Genomic DNA, 15,153 nt, shown 5'->3' on the forward strand with positions numbered 1-15,153 from the left:
AAACCGATAAACGGCAATAATTGGTGATAACCTATTTTATCACCAGTAACCATAAAAATTACACGGTGTGATATTTTTGCATTACCAAACAATGGTCTTGACTCTGAAGGAAAAATAAAACTAGTAAAGAGCCTATATTTGGTCTATATTTGGACTTCTAACATTAGCTTAGGTGATCCTCGGCCTAAGACAACCAAGCGTTATGCACCAGTTTTTCGCGGTGCAAATACAAACATGAAGGAGGTCTCAACTCATGCGAGTTGAAACAATCAGTTTTCTGAAACGCAACGCAGCCGACCTGCCTCTCGATGAGCCCTTGGTCGTCACGCAAAATGGTGTCCCGGCCTACGTGGTGGAGTCTTACGCTGATCGTAAGCGCCGCGATGAGTCAATCGCCTTGGTGAAGCTCCTGGCAATCAGCTCCCGCGAGTACTCCCAAGGCAAGCACTGTTCCACTGACGAACTCAAAGCCCGATTGAGCAGGAGGTTTACCCAGAAATAAATAGGAGCATTAATGAATACGTTTGCACTGCGCTTTACCGATGTTGCCCAGCAAAGCCTTGAGGATCAGGTTGAACACCTGGCTGTCCATCAGGGATTCTCATCAGCTGCTCAACGCATAGATACCCTTATCGATGCCATCCAAGACAAGCTCCTGTCTACCCCGTTGGGTTACCCGGTCAGTCATCAATTGAGTGAGCTGGGTGTACTGCACTATCGTGAGCTGAACACTGACGGATACCGGATCTTTTACGAGGTGAGGGACGCAGGCGATATAAATGTCATCGTCGTGGCGCTCGTGTTAGGTAGCAAGCAAAGTGTTGAACAGGCCCTCATCCGCTACTGCCTGCTTCAGGCTATATAGCAGGATATGGCATCGACACTGTTATCACTGATGCAGAATTTACCCAGCTGCCGACTTGGTGTTGCCCATAAGCACTCAGCATTAAGTCAGACCTGCAAACGCTTTACGAAGTAGAAGCTTGGGTCAGCGAAATTTCGGCAGCTGGGTCAATTCTGCATCAGCGGCAACATCCATGTAGGCCTTGGTGTTGACCGCGGATGATAAAAAGCCTCTGTTCATTCGCCTTCGCTAGATTGATATTGAGTGTTCCTGTGATTCTAGCGACAAAGAGGAGGGGTGCGAAGCCGCCTCGGACCACGCTGAGCTTATGCCGTTAGGTAACATGAGCCCTGTTGGGCAGCTCCTTCGCCGCGAATGACTATCTATTTTTTTCCAGACAGCAGCTCATCCGTTGTTGCATTGGAGGGCATCATTTCGTCAGTCTTTGAAGATGTTGAACCCGTGTCAAGATCCGATATTTTCGCTCCTTGTTTGTTGAGAATCGCTCGTAGGGTCGTGTGCGTGACGAAGATGGGTAGAGGCTCGATTAGACCGTTTTTATCATCCACGAATAGTTGTTCCGTAGTAGGTGTCTGTTTTTCCATGATTTTATCTCGAGTCTAAATGACACGGGTATCCGCCGCAGCTCAGTTGCGGCGGTCTCCGTAATACTTAATCCGGAGTAGGATCTCTGTTAATGAAATCTGCAAACTCATCGGATCCACTCACACTATCACCGTCGAACTTTTCGGTCTTGTCGGAAAGGGACGCTTTGCTATTCTCATTGATCGAAGCCGCGACCCTGCCGCCCGCCGTATCTGCTACCGCTGCACTGGCTCGACTGCTTATGCTCTGGCCCACCTGTTCGGCGATGAGCGCCCCGGCACTTGCTGCCAACCTTCCAGTCTGGGCCACCCTCGAAGCATAGCCTGTGTTCTGTCCATTGCCCATGGCTTGCCCAAAAGCCGATTGTCCCGAACCACTCGCTGTGTGCTGCTCGCTGCCGGAACCATATTCAAAGTTACCTGTGTCAGTGGAGCCGCTGTCCAGGTGGGCTTCGGCAGCTTTAAAGGCCGCCGTGAGTGCTGAAGTGCCTCCAGCTATCTCGTTGGCTCCCGCCAACGCGGCGCTCCCTGCCGAAGCTGCCGCAGAGGCAGCCATGGTTGCTGCCCCTATCGCCGCTCCCGCGCCGAAACTACCGATGCCTGAAGTTTGCCCTCCGGAGCTGATGATGCCAGCAAGCATAGGAGGTAGCTTATTGACCAGGGTGAGCAATACCACGGATGCGACCAGGAGTACGCATAGGCTATTCAGGTCAGGCGTCCCAACTGAAAAGGCCTGGTAGTACTGGTCCAAAAATGATTTTCCTACACCGATCAGAAACGTCATGGTGAAAAGTTGGATGCCGACGCCAAGTACAGTTTTGTAGTAGTTGATCGCTATATCTGAGGTCCATTGGCTACCGCCAAACCCTAGTAGGAAGATACCGGCGTAGGCCAGCAGCCATGCTGAGATGAGCAGCAGAAGCATGTTCACCGCGATCAGTGCAAGGATCACCAACACCACGATAGCTGCTGCTAGCATCAGGGCAGTTATTACCGGGTATAGCAGCGAGGCTGACTCGCTGACCTTGGTGAGAATGTTGAAGCCTATGTCCACGATGCTCGACGGCGACAGGCCGCTTCCAAGCCCAGAAGCGTTTGCGCTGACCTCTCGCATAGTGTCGATAATAGACAAGGAGATAGCTGGCCCATGGATTAGTAACCACCAGAAGAATCCCAAGGTTACGAAGAAACGAATGGTCTCGGCGAAGAAGGCCTGGATGTCTGCGTTACGCAGGATCATCAGGCCATAAGTCCAAACCATGCTTATGGATGCAAGCCCCCAAAACAGCCATGAGGCGCGTTCTGTGATTTCGTCTTTCCAAGTCACTGCAACCGTCGAGAAGCTATCCAGAATTTTGTTCAGCATGTTGCCGCTGTCCAGGCCTGCTGCTTGAGCCGTACTGCTGAATGCTAACGCGATTAGCAGCATGTGGATTGGTAGTAGCCTTTTCATAGGGTCACCATTTCCTGTCTGAGCTTTGAGTATTTTTATGCCCCAGGACACACGCTTCCTGGTTGTTCGTTTTAGGCGACGCCTGCTCTGTTTGTGGCGCTCCGCAACCAGAAGGCTTGCTGTCATCAGCGGCTCCGCAACCACTGGTCATTAACGCTATGAGAACAAGGCCCGTGCTTTGCCGAATGAAAGCATTCATATCGTCACCACTGCCTGTCTGCGCTTTGGCTATTGCGGCCGCTGAGAGCTTTTCGATCCGCAGCAAGCTTCTGTGCGTCACGATCAGCCTCCACCTGTGCGTTGGTTGCGAGCGCGTTTTGCTGTGCAATTAGCAGGCTGCGAATTTGTAAAAGCTGACTGGTTTGTGCGCTGGCGAGCTGGTTTGCTGATTGAATAGCCTGCAGCTGACCTGTAGCGCCACTCGCAGCACGCTGCATACCTGCAAGAGCTTGGGCATCGGACTGCAAGGTTTCTTGCTGACGCGAAACGCTTGTTAAAAGGGCGTCATTTGCCCTTTTTCTGGCGGTGGTGGCATCGCCCTGCGAGTCGGCAATTGCTTGTTGATCTTGAGCCGTACACGTGTCCATACCGATGCAGGGTGCATTGGCGTAGTGAGCTGCATCCCTATAACGGGAAAGGTACTGCTCTAAGCTCCCAGCTTGATTCTTGTAGTAGCTGAGCGTGTCCTGAGCCGCGAGTAGCTTTGAAATCGTCTGGTCAGCCTCACTCCAGATGTAGGCCGCCGGCGCAGCTGTGTTCTGCAGCATGGTTTGATATTGCTGAAGCTGAATTTTGTACTGCTCAATCTGTTTGGCTACTGCCGCAACGTTCTGAATTGCGCTAATGGTCGTTTGGCTGGTGTTAGCGCCGTCGAATACTGGAACGCCTGCCATTGCGATGTGAGGTATGGCCGCGGCGATAAGCACGCTAATCCACTGTGGGGTTTCTGGAATTTTCATTTGGACTCCAAAGGGGAGGGTGATGTGAATTTTTTAGCCGCTAAAATTTCAGCGCCTGTACCAGTCGGAGCATTTCGTCCTGGTTGGTCTCAATCCGCTTTAAAAGTGCGCGTACGACTGCGGGCGTCCAATTGCCACCACAGACAGCCAACTTGGGGTCATCTGTTAACCACAGCTTTAGCAATCCACCTAATCTGCCTTGGTCAGCGTTAATCTTTACGATTTGCAATACGTAGGTGGAATCCAGCGTGCTCTTGACCTCGTATCCGAGGCTCAAGCGGCGTAGATATTCCGCCACTGTCAGACCAACATTTGCTGCGTTGTCTTTAATCGTTTGCTCTTCGTCAGGTAAGACCGGCACTCGCAGATGCTTTCCGTGTTTTCGTGTGTGTTCCTGCTGTTTGTGAGGACTCATTTCTAACCTCCTTCTGGTGTTCATAACGTCGCGGGAGCGACCTGCCTCGCAGAGCAAGACAGCATTGAGTGCCGCAGGCGCGAATACGCGATAGTGAAATTGGCTAACCGACTTGTCGGTTGGCTAACTTCACCTATCTTGCCCTCGAAATCACCGTTGCTTTTCCAAGTAGTGCTGGTTGCCTCGCTTGGCAAATCACAGTGTTAGGAGCAAACAATTTAGAGTTGGTTGGTTTTTCAACGGCATTAGTCGGTGCTGCGTCAGAAAATGTTGCAGTTGTTTAGCTTGTTAGTTACTTATGTTCGCTGGAGCAGCGCTTATTGTTCAATTCCGTATCATCGAGTAGAGGTTTGACGATTGCCCGGGTATGACGGCTGAATGCTTGATAGCCGAAATTGACCATCCCTTCTTCGCGCAAGGTCGTCCAAATGCTGAGTAGTGAATAGCCGCGCTGAATAGCCTCTTGGATTTCCTTTTTATGTATCACTACTACTGCTCGATGAGCTAAAGCGCTACGAGGATCTTCGTTTTTGATTACCCGCTCCGCGATTCTGAGGCTCAAGGTTTTCATCGTTGTCTTCCGAAGTAAGTAGCTAGATTTGATGGGGCTTCAGTTGTCGAAAGAGGGTTAAAGCATTTAGCTAGGCCTGCATCTGTTTTTCTTTAACTTACTCAAACTTTCTAACCCTACGGTCGATCGCTCTGCGGGTGTGACACTTGGGGGGCCGAGAGACGGATAGGGTAAGTTTGTATTCGGTGAAGACGTCCTGGTCAGCTCCGATGCGGGCTTTGGCGGAGGCGCCTTAAAGTTGTATTCACCGTTCCGATAGCGTTTGATCACCCCATGAAGCCAGCCAAGCTCGGATTTTTTTATGTCTCCAGCCCTGACCGCAGCGCAGAAATCGTCGAGCATCCTCTGTCGGTCGTATGGTGCGACCTGCTCCAATGCTTTGCGGACCTGAATCTGGGTCTCAGCAAGCATCGTGGCGGTAAACCTGAGGTCCTCTAGGCTTTTCTCATCTTCCGAACCGGGAGCAGTAGTAGTTTTCTTGTTTTTTAAGGTTTTTGTTTTGTATGTATTTATAAGCCCGCGCTTCCCCGAAGGCGGCCGATCCGAGTTCGGGTTTTCCACATCCGGTATTTCGCGCTTTTTATCTAGGTTTTCAACCCCGAGCGCCGTATCTCGAAGGCTCCACTCAACCCCGTCATATTGCCCGCGAGCGTTATTAATTTGGTGCACTGCCAGGTACCCAGCGCTTTTCAGCTCCTCGATTCCTGAGCGAATGGAGGAAATGCCATCCCGGTTATTTTTTGCGATAAGCTCAATGCTCAGATGCTTTGGATTAGGCGGTAGAGAAAGCAATAGCGACAAAATTCCTTTCGCTTTAAAACTGAGGTTTTTATCTTTGAGTATATGATTGTGAATAATGGTGTAGCCATTTTCGGGCTTTGTTTTTTCAACCTTTAGTATGATGCCCATTGGGTTAGTCCTGGTCTAAGGCTTTTGCTACGTCCGTGGTGCGAAAGTAAATCCGTCTGCCTATCTTTACCTTGCAAGGCAAAAATTTACGCGAGACTTCATTGTCGCCGCAGAGACTGAGGCGTAAGCCATTTTTGCTTCTCAGTAGTATCTCAGCTAGCTGATCAATAGAGAGCAGCGGGGCGCCATCGTATTTTTCTAGAATGGTTTGTTCAGTGCTCATAGTATTACTCCGGGTTCGTAAATCTAAAACAATCCTAGAGAAGTTTCGAAGAGCTTAAAAGAGTTTTTTGTTAGGTGGAAACAGAAAAAATAAATATCCTTTATTTTCAATTGCTTGATTTATCTAGTTTCGATATATCGGTTGTTTTTTTCTAGTGTTTTTTTGCGTATTAAAGCATTTTTGGTGTGTGATTATTATTTTGGTTGTTCGCTTAAGATTTTAGCCGCTAAAATTTGTAATTACACCATTCGATATATCGAAAGTCAGGCTTGTGTTCGAGTCTGATTGCGGCTTGTTTAGCTAAAGTTTTAACCTGGGTCGTTGTTTTATTTTATCAATCTTCTTAACTAAATCTTCAGAGCGAAGATGTGTATATCGCTTTAGCATCTGCATGGATTTGTGTCCGCTTATCGCCGAAACTTCTTGGTCGGACAATCCACCCTCGACTAACCGGCTTACAGCCTCATGTCTCAAGTCATGAAATCTAAAGTCGGATAACCCAAGTTCTTTAACCAGTGATCCCCAGATCTTTGTAAAAGCGTAGGGTCGACGCTTTTTGTCTTTACCTGGCTCACCAAAGAAAACAAGTTGGCAGTCGCCTGGTCTTGCAGGGTTTGCCATAGCGGCCTTGAACAGCTCAGTTGCTCGCTTGCTTAATGGCACAGTCCGCTGGCCATCGTTCTTCGTGTCTACAAGCTTCACGATGCGTCGTTCCAGATCGACCATAGGCTTGCGAAGCGTGCTGATCTCCGCAGAGCGCATGCCCGTTTCCAGGGCGATGCCAACGATCCAGCCCAGCGTAGGATTGCTGTGTCTATTCACTGCGGCCATCAGCCGCCTCTCCTCATCGGCGGATAGTCGACGATTACGACCTTCACCAGGGCTCGGCTTGCGAATATTCAGAACGGGGTTAAAGGTCAGGCCCAAGCCCCATTCCTGGATGGCTACGGTAAACAGGTGGCTAAGTAGCGCAAGTTCCAGGCGCACGGTGTTGTTACTGGTGGTTCCAACGCGTCCTTTTTCGTTCAGGCGCTTGTCGCGATACCCTGCGATAATTTCAGCGGATAGGGCAGCCAGTGAATATTTGCCCAGATGCTCGATGAGCTTCTTTGCCTTCGAGGCTTCGCCGCGCTGAGTGGTGGGCTTCTTGGTGGGGGTAATGTCGCTTAGGTAGCGCTTTAGGGCCGCTTCCAGCGTCATGCGTTCGGAACCGCTACGCTGGATATACACACCTCTGACCATCTCGTCTTCGGTACGCCGAGACCAGTCCTCCGCATCACGCTTGGTGCGGAAGGTTTTAGCCACAGTTGGCCAGCCGGTTTTGCGGATCAAAGCCTTCCAGGTGCCGGAAGGAGTTTTGACTAGTGTTGCCATCTGAAAGGACTCCAAAGGTGTACTGGCGCACCAGCACTGTACCGATTTTGTACCTTTGGACCATAGGACTGTATTAGTGGAGAACCAGCCAGAAACGCGAAAGCCGCGCAATGCGCGGCTTTGAGTATGGTGGGCCCACACGGACTCGAACCGTGGACCAAAGGATTATGAGTCCTCTGCTCTAACCAACTGAGCTATGGGCCCTCAGCAGGACGCGGATTATAACGGCGGTTTCGCGGCTGTGCTATCCGAAAAGTCCTAAACGTTCATAAGAAGAAACCTGGCGCAGAATTCCTCGGGTGGCAGGGGCAGGCTGACGATGTAGCCCTGCATCTGTTCGCAGCCTTCTGCGGCCAAGAATTGCTGCTGTTCGCTGTTCTCGACGCCTTCTGCGATGACGGTCAGTTGCATGCTGCGGCCCAGGGCGATGATGGCGCGGACGATGGCGGCGTCGTGGGTGTCTTCTGGCAGGCCGCGGACGAAGGACTGGTCGATCTTGAGGATGTCCAGTGGCAGGCGTTTGAGGTAGCTGAGCGACGAGTAGCCAGTGCCGAAGTCATCGATGGCCAGCTGGACGCCGAGTTTCTTGAGTTTGTGCAGCACGGCCAGGGCTTCCTGGGTCTGGCTCATGATGAAGTTTTCGGTGATTTCCAGTTGCAGACAGCCGGGTTCCAGGCCGTTGTCGGCCAGCAGTTGTTCGATGCGGGTCACGAGGTGTGGCTGGCGCAGTTGTGCGCCGGCAAGGTTGACGGACAGTGGGCCGAACGGTTTGTGGGTTTTGCGCCATGCGTGCATTTGCAGGCAGGCCTGTTCGATGACCCAGTCGCCGATCTGCAGGATCATGCCGTTTTCTTCGGCCAGCGGTATGAAGTGCTCCGGTGGCACTTCTCCAAAGGTCGGGTGGCTCCAGCGGATCAGGGCTTCGGCGCCGACCATGGTGTTGGTGTGCAGGCTGGTCTTGGGCTGGAACGACAGGCTCAGTTCGTTGCGGTCCAGTGCGCGTCTCAGTTCCTGCTCAAGCGCGATGCGTTCGCTGGCCTGGGAGGTGAGGTCACGGGTGTAGCTTTCGACGCGGTTGCGGCCTTTGGCTTTGGAGCGGTACATGGCCGCGTCGGCGTTTTTGACCAGCGTGGCGACGTCTGTGCCGTCGGTGGGGAACAGGCTGCAGCCGATGCTAGAGCTGATGAAGAATTCGTGTTCGCCCGCCTGAACGGGCGCGCTGAAGCAGGCCAGCAGTTTGTTGGCGATGCTGACGGCGTCGCTGGGTTGCAGCAGGCCGGGCAGCAGGACGATGAACTCATCACCGCCGAGCCGGGCGACGGTGTCGATGTCGCGCAGGTGTTCCTTGAGACGCTGGGCGATGCCTTTGAGCAGCAGGTCGCCGACCGGGTGGCCGAGGCTGTCGTTGATGTGCTTGAAGCGGTCCAGGTCCAGAAACAGCACGGCGCCCAGGCTGCCGGATTCTTCGCTGTGCAGCAGGGCGGTCTGCAGGCGGTTTTCGAACAGGGTGCGGTTGGGCAGGCCGGTGAGGGGGTCGTGGTGTGCCTGATAGTCCAGGCGTGCCTGAGCGTGCTTGAGGCTGGAGATATCGGCGAACACGGCGACGAAGTGGGTGATGAGGTCGTCCTTGTTGCGCACGGCGCTGATGGTCAGCCAGCTCGGGTAGATATCGCCGCTCTTGCGGCGGTTGTAGATCTCGCCTTGCCAGTGACCTTCTGCGGTCAGTTGATGCCACATCGCGGCATAGAAGGCGCTGTCGTGCTGGCCTGAGGCGAGCAGGCGGGGCGTATGGCCGATGGCTTCTGCCTCGCTGTAACCGGTGATCTCACTGAAGGCGCGATTGACGGCGTGGATGCGCTGGCGCGTGTCGGTGATCAGCACGCCTTCAGCGGTGCTCTCGAACACGGTGGCGGCCAGGTGCAGTTTTTCCTGCATGTGCTGGCGTTCGGTGACGTCACGGCTGATGGTCAGCAGGCAGTCCTCGCCATCGATCAGTACCGGGTGCGCGGAGAGTTCACAGAGTCGGATGTTGCCCTCGGAACCCCGGATCCTGACCCGAAACTCGTGAATCGAGCCATGGCGCTTGATGTGCCTGATCATGGTCTGACGTTCGTTCAGGTCGGCCCAGATGCCCAATTCGAGCGTGGAGCGCGCCATGCACTGTTTTTCGGTATAGCCGGTGATCCGGCAAAAGCCTTCGTTGACCTCGAGAATCACCCCGTCGCGCACGCGGCTGATGGTCAGCCCGTCGGGGGAGGCGTGGAAGGCCTTGGCGAACTTTTCTTCCGAGAGCTGCAGTTGTCGCTGGGCCTGTTTGAGCGGGGTGATGTCGCGGACCACCACCAGCACAGCGGGCTTGGCACCCAGTTCGAAGGGTTGGGCGGACATGAGCCCGGAAAAGGTCTGTCCGTCCTTGCGCCGCAAGGGCACCTCCAGATTGCGGATAGTGCCTTTTTGCAGTTGTTCGAGCAGGCCGGGACCCATGCCGGGAACGGCCCAGACGTTGATCTGGGTGGGCGTTTTGCCAATGGCTTCTTCGGCGGTGATTCCCGATTGTTCAACGAACGCTTTGTTGGCTTCCAGAATCTGACCATCGATGAGGCTGGCGATGACCATGATGTCCGGGCAGTGGGCGAAGACGGAGGCAAACCTGTCTTCAGATAGACGCAACGCTTCTTCTGTTTGTTTGATGTCACTGATGTCGGTCATTAATCCACGCATAAGTGCTCACGTCCGTGCTTGGTCTGGCTGCCGATATCGCGGGGGCCACAGCACTTGCTCCGTATCGTTGCGCACGAGCGGGCCAGGGTTGTGGTCATTACCGCTGCTGATTTATTGCTAGCAGAAGGTCTCAACATCACGGCAAGTCTGCGCACGATGCTGCGGTAAATATCCTGGCAACAACCGATAGGCCAAAGGATCACGAGCAGGCTTTTTGCCTGCAGTGACACATAGTTGTAGGTCAGGTTTCGGAATTTTGCCTGCCGGGCGACGGCTGACAGGCGTGTTTTCGAGGGGGATTCAATGAAACACCCGAGATAGAGCGCTTTGAAATTTCGGCGGGTCTGAAACGCAAAACCCCCGGCGGGCCGGGGGGTTCTGTTTGAACGCATAGCGTGTTGCGCGTATTACTCGTCGAGGAACGAACGCAGGTGTTCGCTACGGGTCGGGTGACGCAGTTTACGCAGTGCCTTGGCTTCGATCTGACGGATCCGCTCGCGGGTCACGTCGAACTGTTTGCCAACTTCTTCCAGCGTGTGGTCGGTGTTCATGTCGATGCCGAAACGCATGCGCAGAACCTTGGCTTCACGAGCCGTGAGGCCCGACAGCACTTCGCGTGTCGCTTCTTTCAAGCTTTCGACCGTGGCGACATCGATTGGCGACTGCATGGTCGAGTCTTCGATGAAGTCACCCAGATGCGAATCTTCGTCGTCACCGATCGGGGTTTCCATGGAGATCGGCTCTTTGGCGATCTTCAGTACCTTGCGGATCTTGTCCTCAGGCATTTCCATGCGTTCGCCCAGCTCTTCCGGAGTCGGTTCGCGACCCATTTCCTGCAACATCTGGCGGGAAATACGGTTGAGCTTGTTGATCGTCTCGATCATGTGCACCGGAATACGGATGGTGCGTGCCTGGTCGGCAATCGAGCGAGTGATCGCCTGACGGATCCACCAGGTGGCATAAGTCGAGAACTTGTAACCACGACGGTATTCGAACTTGTCCACCGCCTTCATCAGACCGATGTTGCCTTCCTGGATCAGATCGAGGAATTGCAGACCGCGGTTGGTGTACTTCTTGGCAATGGAGATCACCAGACGAAGGTTCGCTTCAACCATCTCTTTCTTCGCGCGGCGGGCCTTGGCCTCACCGATCGACATGCGACGGTTGATGTCCTTGATCTCGGCAATCTTCAGGCCGGTTTCTTCTTCGAGCGCAGACAGCTTCTGCTGGCAACGCTGGATGTCAGGCTGCAGGCGGCCAATGGCTTCAGCGTATTTGCTCTTGCCCTTGGCCAGCGCATCGGTCCAGCTCTCGTCGACTTCGTTGCCAGGGAACTGGCGAAGGAAGTCGGCGCGCGGCATACGTGCATCACGTACACACAGCTGCATGATGGCGCGTTCCTGGGCACGCAGACGCTCGAGGGCACCACGCACACGCTCTACCAGACCTTCAAACTGCTTTGGAACCAGCTTGATCGGCATGAACAGTTCGGCAAGAGCAACCATTTCGGCAATGGCGTGCTTGTCTTCGCGACCGAGCTTCTTCAGGGCCTTGCGGGTGATCTCCATCTGATCGGAGACAGCACCGAAGCGCTGTGCAGCGATGACCGGATCCGGGCCGCTTTCGACTTCGTCTTCTTCATCGGAAGCGTCTGCCGATTCTTCCTCGTCGTCGTCGGCACCTTCGGCCTTGGCGGCTTTGGGGTCGACAGGCGGAGGCACTTCGGCAGGCGGCGCAATGCCGTCGTCCGGGTCGATGTATCCGCTGAGAACGTCGGACAGGCGACCGCCTTCGCTCGTGACACGTGTGTATTCGGAAAGAATATGGTCAACCGTGCCAGGGAAGTGCGCAATTGCGCCCATCACTTCACGGATGCCTTCTTCGATACGTTTGGCGATTTCGATCTCGCCTTCACGGGTCAGAAGTTCAACGGTACCCATTTCACGCATGTACATGCGAACGGGATCAGTGGTACGACCGATGTCGGTTTCAACCGCTGCCAATGCTGCGGCCGCTTCTTCTGCGGCTGCCTCATCGGTATCGGCGTCGGCCAGCATCAAGGCGTCCGCATCCGGAGCACTCTCGTGTACCGGGATCCCCATGTCGTTGATCATGCGGATGATGTCTTCCACCTGCTCAGGATCTGAAATATCCTCGGGCAGGTGGTCGTTGACCTCTGCGTAAGTCAGATACTTCTGCTCACGACCCAGGGTGATCAACTCTTTGATACGAGACTGCTGTTGCGCTTTTCCGGACATAACACCCTATCCACTGAAGGTCTTGGCGGGCAAAAAACAAGCCGAGGATTATACCCGAGCTATGACCTCACGCGCCAGTTGAGGTCGGGGTTTGTGCAGGAACATTGCGATTTAGCAGGTCCCGAAGCTGAATTTTCTCTTCTGCACTCAGTTCGGTTTGACGTGCCTTGCTGATCAGATGTTCCAGGCTACGCTCGCGTTGGCGAGCGGATAAGCTAGTTATAGTGTCGAAAAACTGTTGTTCAAGGTTGTCGGCCTCGATCAACCATTCCTTTTCGGCCAAAGCGCGCAGCAAACGGCCCTGTTCGGTTCCATGCCACCGCGCTATCAACTGTAACGACCGAAGATTGGGATTCTTTTGCCGGGCTTCAATAAGAGAAACCAATAATTGAGCCTGAGACTGGTCTTCTGCCGCGAAATGGCTGGCATTTTCGACTTTCTCGGCCAGTTCGGGGTGGTGCAGTAATGTTCTGAGTGCGGCCTGCATCGGTGGTTCAACCGCTGTTGGCACACGTGGCGCGCGCGGTTCGAAGTCCCCACGCTTGCCTTTTTTGTCCCAGGGTTTCTTTTCCCATTTTTTCTGATTCGGACCGCCGGTTTTCTTCGGCGTCCAGTCCTGCTGCGCTTCATAACCGCCCTGTGGCTGGTAGTCGGCAAAATCAGGCATCGCGTCATAATCGACATACGGGTCGTAGCTGGGCGGCGCTTCCGAGGGTGCGCTCTGCACCAGCTGGCTGACCGCTTCACCGCTCAGGCCGGTGATTTCGGTCAGGCGCTGACGCATCAGGGTCTTGAGGTTCGCGCCGGGCACCTTGTCGATCAGCGGAGCGGCGAGGGTGGCCATATGAGCCTTGCCCTCGAGCGAGCGCGGGTCGGCTTCCTTGGTCAGTTGCTCGAAGAAGTAATCCGCCAGCGGCTGCGCGTGCTGGTTGATGCGCGCCCTGAATGCGTCGGTGCCTTCCGAGCGCACCAGGGTGTCCGGGTCCTCGCCTTCGGGCAGAAACAGAAAGCGTGCCCGCCTTCCGTCCTGCAGGCTCGACAGTGTCGCTTCAAGCGCTCGCCAGGCGGCGTTGCGGCCTGCCTGGTCGCCGTCGAAGCAGAACAGCACGTTGGGCACGACCCTGAACAGACGCTTCAGGTGTTCTTCGCTGGTGGCTGTACCCAGCGTGGCAACGGCGTTGCGCAGCCCTTGCTGAGCCAGCGCGATGACGTCCATGTAACCCTCGACGACGATGATTTCATCGAGGTTGCGGTTGTACTTGCGGGCTTCGAACAGGCCGTAAAGCTCCTGGCCTTTATGGAAGACCGGTGTTTCCGGCGAGTTCAGGTATTTGGGTTTGTCGTCGCCCAGTACCCGGCCGCCAAACGCGATGACCCGCCCGCGGGAATCGCGAATCGGAAACATCACCCGATCACGGAAGCGGTCATAGCGCTTGCCGGTTTCTGCGTTTTCGATCAGCAGGCCGGCGTCGATCATTACCTTTTGCTGCAGGGTATCGCTGCTCAGGTGTTTGTACAGGTTGTCCCAGCCTGGAGGTGCGAAGCCGAGGCCGAAGTCCCGCGCGATCTCGCCTGACAGGCCGCGGCCCTTTAGGTAGTCCACCGCAGCTTTGCGCGTCGGATGGTTCTTCAGGGCCTGACGGTAAAATTCTGCGGCGGCAGTCAGCAGCGGGTAGAGCGGCGAATCGGTGGGCTGGCGCGGCTTCTGGCCTTTGACGCCCTGCTCGCGGGGCACTTCCATACCGGCGGCTTTGGCGAGGTCCTCGACGGCCTGGGGAAAATCCAGGTTGTCGTGGTCCATGATGAAACCAAGGGCGTTGCCACCCGCGCCGCAGCCAAAGCAGTAATAGAACTGTTTGTCCGGGCTGACGCTGAAAGAGGGTGTTTTCTCTTTGTGAAACGGGCAGCAGGCGCTGAAGTTCTTCCCGGTTTTCTTGAGCTGCACACGCGAGCTGACCACGTCGACGATGTCGGTACGGTTCAGAAGGTCGTCGATGAAGCTCTGGGGAATCAGCCCGGCCATGGCATTCTCATATCAAGCGTGTCGCGAAATTATCGTGGTGACTCTACGAGCGTTCCGTCGGCCTGTCAGCCGCCTTTTTGAAAGGCACTGCAACAAGCGGGCACGTCTTGGCATCCGAAGGTCGGTGCTTGGGTATGAAAAGGGATTTTCATATGCACGAGACGCTGCCTTGGCTGAGCTTCTTGCGAAGTCATCAAGGCATACTCGTCTTGTCCATTGATCGATGTGCTGCCCGAGAGGGCATGACCAATGTTGCCTGTAAGCAGGCGGGACGTGCTTGACTGAAGCCCGGGTCGCATGTGCTGCCTTGGCTGCTCGGTCAATCTAGCGTGATGCTATAACTGCAACTGCCGACAGCCCGACTGTAAGGCCGGGCAAGGCAGAAGCTTTCGACGTAAGTCTGTATTAGTACAGACGAACGGCGCGGCGCTGCTCGCGCTGAACTTTCTTGGCGTGACGTTTGACAGCAGCAGCTGCCTTACGCTTACGCTCGGAAGTCGGCTTCTCGTAAAATTCGCGGCTACGAACTTCAGCCAGAACACCGGCTTTTTCGCAGGAGCGCTTGAAACGACGCAGAGCTACGTCGAAGGGTTCGTTCTCTTTAACTTTGACGGCTGGCATCCAGAGCTACCTTCATTCATTACCGGGGTCAACGCTTCGTGCAAACACTGCACAAAAGTACGTCGGTTTTTAAGGGTTGCGGATGTTAACCCCTCATTGAGAGGAATGCAAAGCCTCTGATCGAAAACCGCTGGTCGGCACCTCGGTCGGCGACTATTATGCGCGCCTTCGAATCTG

General features: G+C 54.6%; 13 protein-coding genes and 1 tRNA gene. 2 read left to right on the forward strand and 12 right to left on the reverse strand.

The window, feature by feature from the left end; all coding sequences use genetic code 11:
• The first annotated feature begins 253 nt into the window (after nt 1–253).
• Nucleotides 254–502 carry a type II toxin-antitoxin system prevent-host-death family antitoxin gene (locus CFBP1590_RS02810; RefSeq protein ID WP_002556076.1) on the forward strand — a complete coding sequence of 83 codons (249 nt, stop codon included), beginning with the start codon at nt 254–256 and terminating at the stop codon, nt 500–502.
• A gap of 12 nt (nt 503–514) precedes the next feature.
• Nucleotides 515–865: a type II toxin-antitoxin system RelE/ParE family toxin gene (locus CFBP1590_RS02815; RefSeq protein ID WP_003304103.1), complete on the forward strand. Its 351-nt coding sequence runs from the start codon at nt 515–517 to the stop codon at nt 863–865.
• Between the two features lie 651 nt (nt 866–1,516).
• Here CFBP1590_RS02815 and trbL read toward each other — a convergent pair.
• The 12 genes from trbL to rpsU all read right to left on the reverse strand — a co-directional run bounded on the left by trbL (nt 1,517) and on the right by rpsU (nt 14,976).
• Nucleotides 1,517–3,028, reverse strand: coding sequence for a P-type conjugative transfer protein TrbL (gene trbL, locus CFBP1590_RS02825; protein WP_231991814.1), 1,512 nt, complete (start codon nt 3,026–3,028; stop codon nt 1,517–1,519).
• 77 nt (nt 3,029–3,105) lie between these two features.
• Nucleotides 3,106–3,861, reverse strand: coding sequence for a P-type conjugative transfer protein TrbJ (gene trbJ, locus CFBP1590_RS02830; RefSeq protein WP_088234448.1), 756 nt, complete (start codon nt 3,859–3,861; stop codon nt 3,106–3,108).
• A gap of 40 nt (nt 3,862–3,901) precedes the next feature.
• Entirely contained in the window at nt 3,902–4,276 is a 375-nt protein-coding gene (gene traJ / locus CFBP1590_RS02835) for a conjugal transfer transcriptional regulator TraJ (protein WP_088234449.1), read from the reverse strand.
• A 292-nt stretch (nt 4,277–4,568) separates the two neighbouring features.
• Nucleotides 4,569–4,847, reverse strand: coding sequence for a TraK family protein (locus CFBP1590_RS02840; RefSeq protein WP_088234450.1), 279 nt, complete (start codon nt 4,845–4,847; stop codon nt 4,569–4,571).
• Between the two features lie 66 nt (nt 4,848–4,913).
• Nucleotides 4,914–5,756, reverse strand: a complete 843-nt coding sequence (locus CFBP1590_RS02845) for a phage replication protein (RefSeq protein WP_231991816.1) — start codon at nt 5,754–5,756, stop codon at nt 4,914–4,916.
• Between the two features lie 4 nt (nt 5,757–5,760).
• The gene (locus tag CFBP1590_RS02850; protein WP_003316232.1) at nt 5,761–5,979 is read right to left on the reverse strand and encodes a helix-turn-helix domain-containing protein; all 219 of its coding nucleotides are present in this window, start codon (nt 5,977–5,979) and stop codon (nt 5,761–5,763) included.
• Between the two features lie 300 nt (nt 5,980–6,279).
• Nucleotides 6,280–7,353: a tyrosine-type recombinase/integrase gene (locus CFBP1590_RS02855; protein WP_167383072.1), complete on the reverse strand. Its 1,074-nt coding sequence runs from the start codon at nt 7,351–7,353 to the stop codon at nt 6,280–6,282.
• A 127-nt stretch (nt 7,354–7,480) separates the two neighbouring features.
• Nucleotides 7,481–7,557, reverse strand: a tRNA-Ile gene (locus CFBP1590_RS02860).
• Nucleotides 7,558–7,611: 54 nt separating this feature from the next.
• Entirely contained in the window at nt 7,612–10,062 is a 2,451-nt protein-coding gene (locus CFBP1590_RS02865; protein ID WP_167383073.1) for a bifunctional diguanylate cyclase/phosphodiesterase, read from the reverse strand.
• Between the two features lie 419 nt (nt 10,063–10,481).
• Nucleotides 10,482–12,332 (reverse strand): RNA polymerase sigma factor RpoD, encoded by a 1,851-nt coding sequence (gene rpoD, locus CFBP1590_RS02870; RefSeq protein WP_058431050.1) that lies wholly within the window; start codon nt 12,330–12,332, stop codon nt 10,482–10,484.
• Nucleotides 12,333–12,399: 67 nt separating this feature from the next.
• Nucleotides 12,400–14,355, reverse strand: coding sequence for a DNA primase (gene dnaG / locus CFBP1590_RS02875; protein WP_088234453.1), 1,956 nt, complete (start codon nt 14,353–14,355; stop codon nt 12,400–12,402).
• Between the two features lie 405 nt (nt 14,356–14,760).
• Nucleotides 14,761–14,976, reverse strand: a complete 216-nt coding sequence (gene rpsU / locus CFBP1590_RS02880; protein ID WP_002551877.1) for a 30S ribosomal protein S21 — start codon at nt 14,974–14,976, stop codon at nt 14,761–14,763.
• Between the last annotated feature and the right edge of the window lie 177 nt (nt 14,977–15,153).

It is taken from the genome of Pseudomonas viridiflava (genome assembly GCF_900184295.1).
In the GTDB taxonomy this organism is placed as follows: Bacteria; Pseudomonadota; Gammaproteobacteria; order Pseudomonadales; family Pseudomonadaceae; genus Aquipseudomonas; species Aquipseudomonas viridiflava.

Excerpts from the sequence above, each read along its gene's own strand:
- CFBP1590_RS02840 (WP_088234450.1), bottom strand. The coding sequence starts at position 4,847 with ATGAAAACCTTGAGCCTCAGAATCGCGGAGCGGGTAATCAAAAACGAA.
- trbJ (WP_088234448.1), bottom strand. The coding sequence starts at position 3,861 with ATGAAAATTCCAGAAACCCCACAGTGGATTAGCGTGCTTATCGCCGCG.
- CFBP1590_RS02855 (WP_167383072.1), bottom strand. The coding sequence starts at position 7,353 with ATGGCAACACTAGTCAAAACTCCTTCCGGCACCTGGAAGGCTTTGATC.
- rpoD (WP_058431050.1), bottom strand. The coding sequence starts at position 12,332 with ATGTCCGGAAAAGCGCAACAGCAGTCTCGTATCAAAGAGTTGATCACC.
- CFBP1590_RS02845 (WP_231991816.1), bottom strand. The coding sequence starts at position 5,756 with ATGGGCATCATACTAAAGGTTGAAAAAACAAAGCCCGAAAATGGCTAC.
- traJ (WP_088234449.1), bottom strand. The coding sequence starts at position 4,276 with ATGAGTCCTCACAAACAGCAGGAACACACACGAAAACACGGAAAGCAT.
- CFBP1590_RS02850 (WP_003316232.1), bottom strand. The coding sequence starts at position 5,979 with ATGAGCACTGAACAAACCATTCTAGAAAAATACGATGGCGCCCCGCTG.
- dnaG (WP_088234453.1), bottom strand. The coding sequence starts at position 14,355 with ATGGCCGGGCTGATTCCCCAGAGCTTCATCGACGACCTTCTGAACCGT.
- rpsU (WP_002551877.1), bottom strand. The coding sequence starts at position 14,976 with ATGCCAGCCGTCAAAGTTAAAGAGAACGAACCCTTCGACGTAGCTCTG.
- CFBP1590_RS02865 (WP_167383073.1), bottom strand. The coding sequence starts at position 10,062 with ATGACCGACATCAGTGACATCAAACAAACAGAAGAAGCGTTGCGTCTA.
- CFBP1590_RS02815 (WP_003304103.1), top strand. The coding sequence starts at position 515 with ATGAATACGTTTGCACTGCGCTTTACCGATGTTGCCCAGCAAAGCCTT.
- CFBP1590_RS02810 (WP_002556076.1), top strand. The coding sequence starts at position 254 with ATGCGAGTTGAAACAATCAGTTTTCTGAAACGCAACGCAGCCGACCTG.
- trbL (WP_231991814.1), bottom strand. The coding sequence starts at position 3,028 with ATGACAGCAAGCCTTCTGGTTGCGGAGCGCCACAAACAGAGCAGGCGT.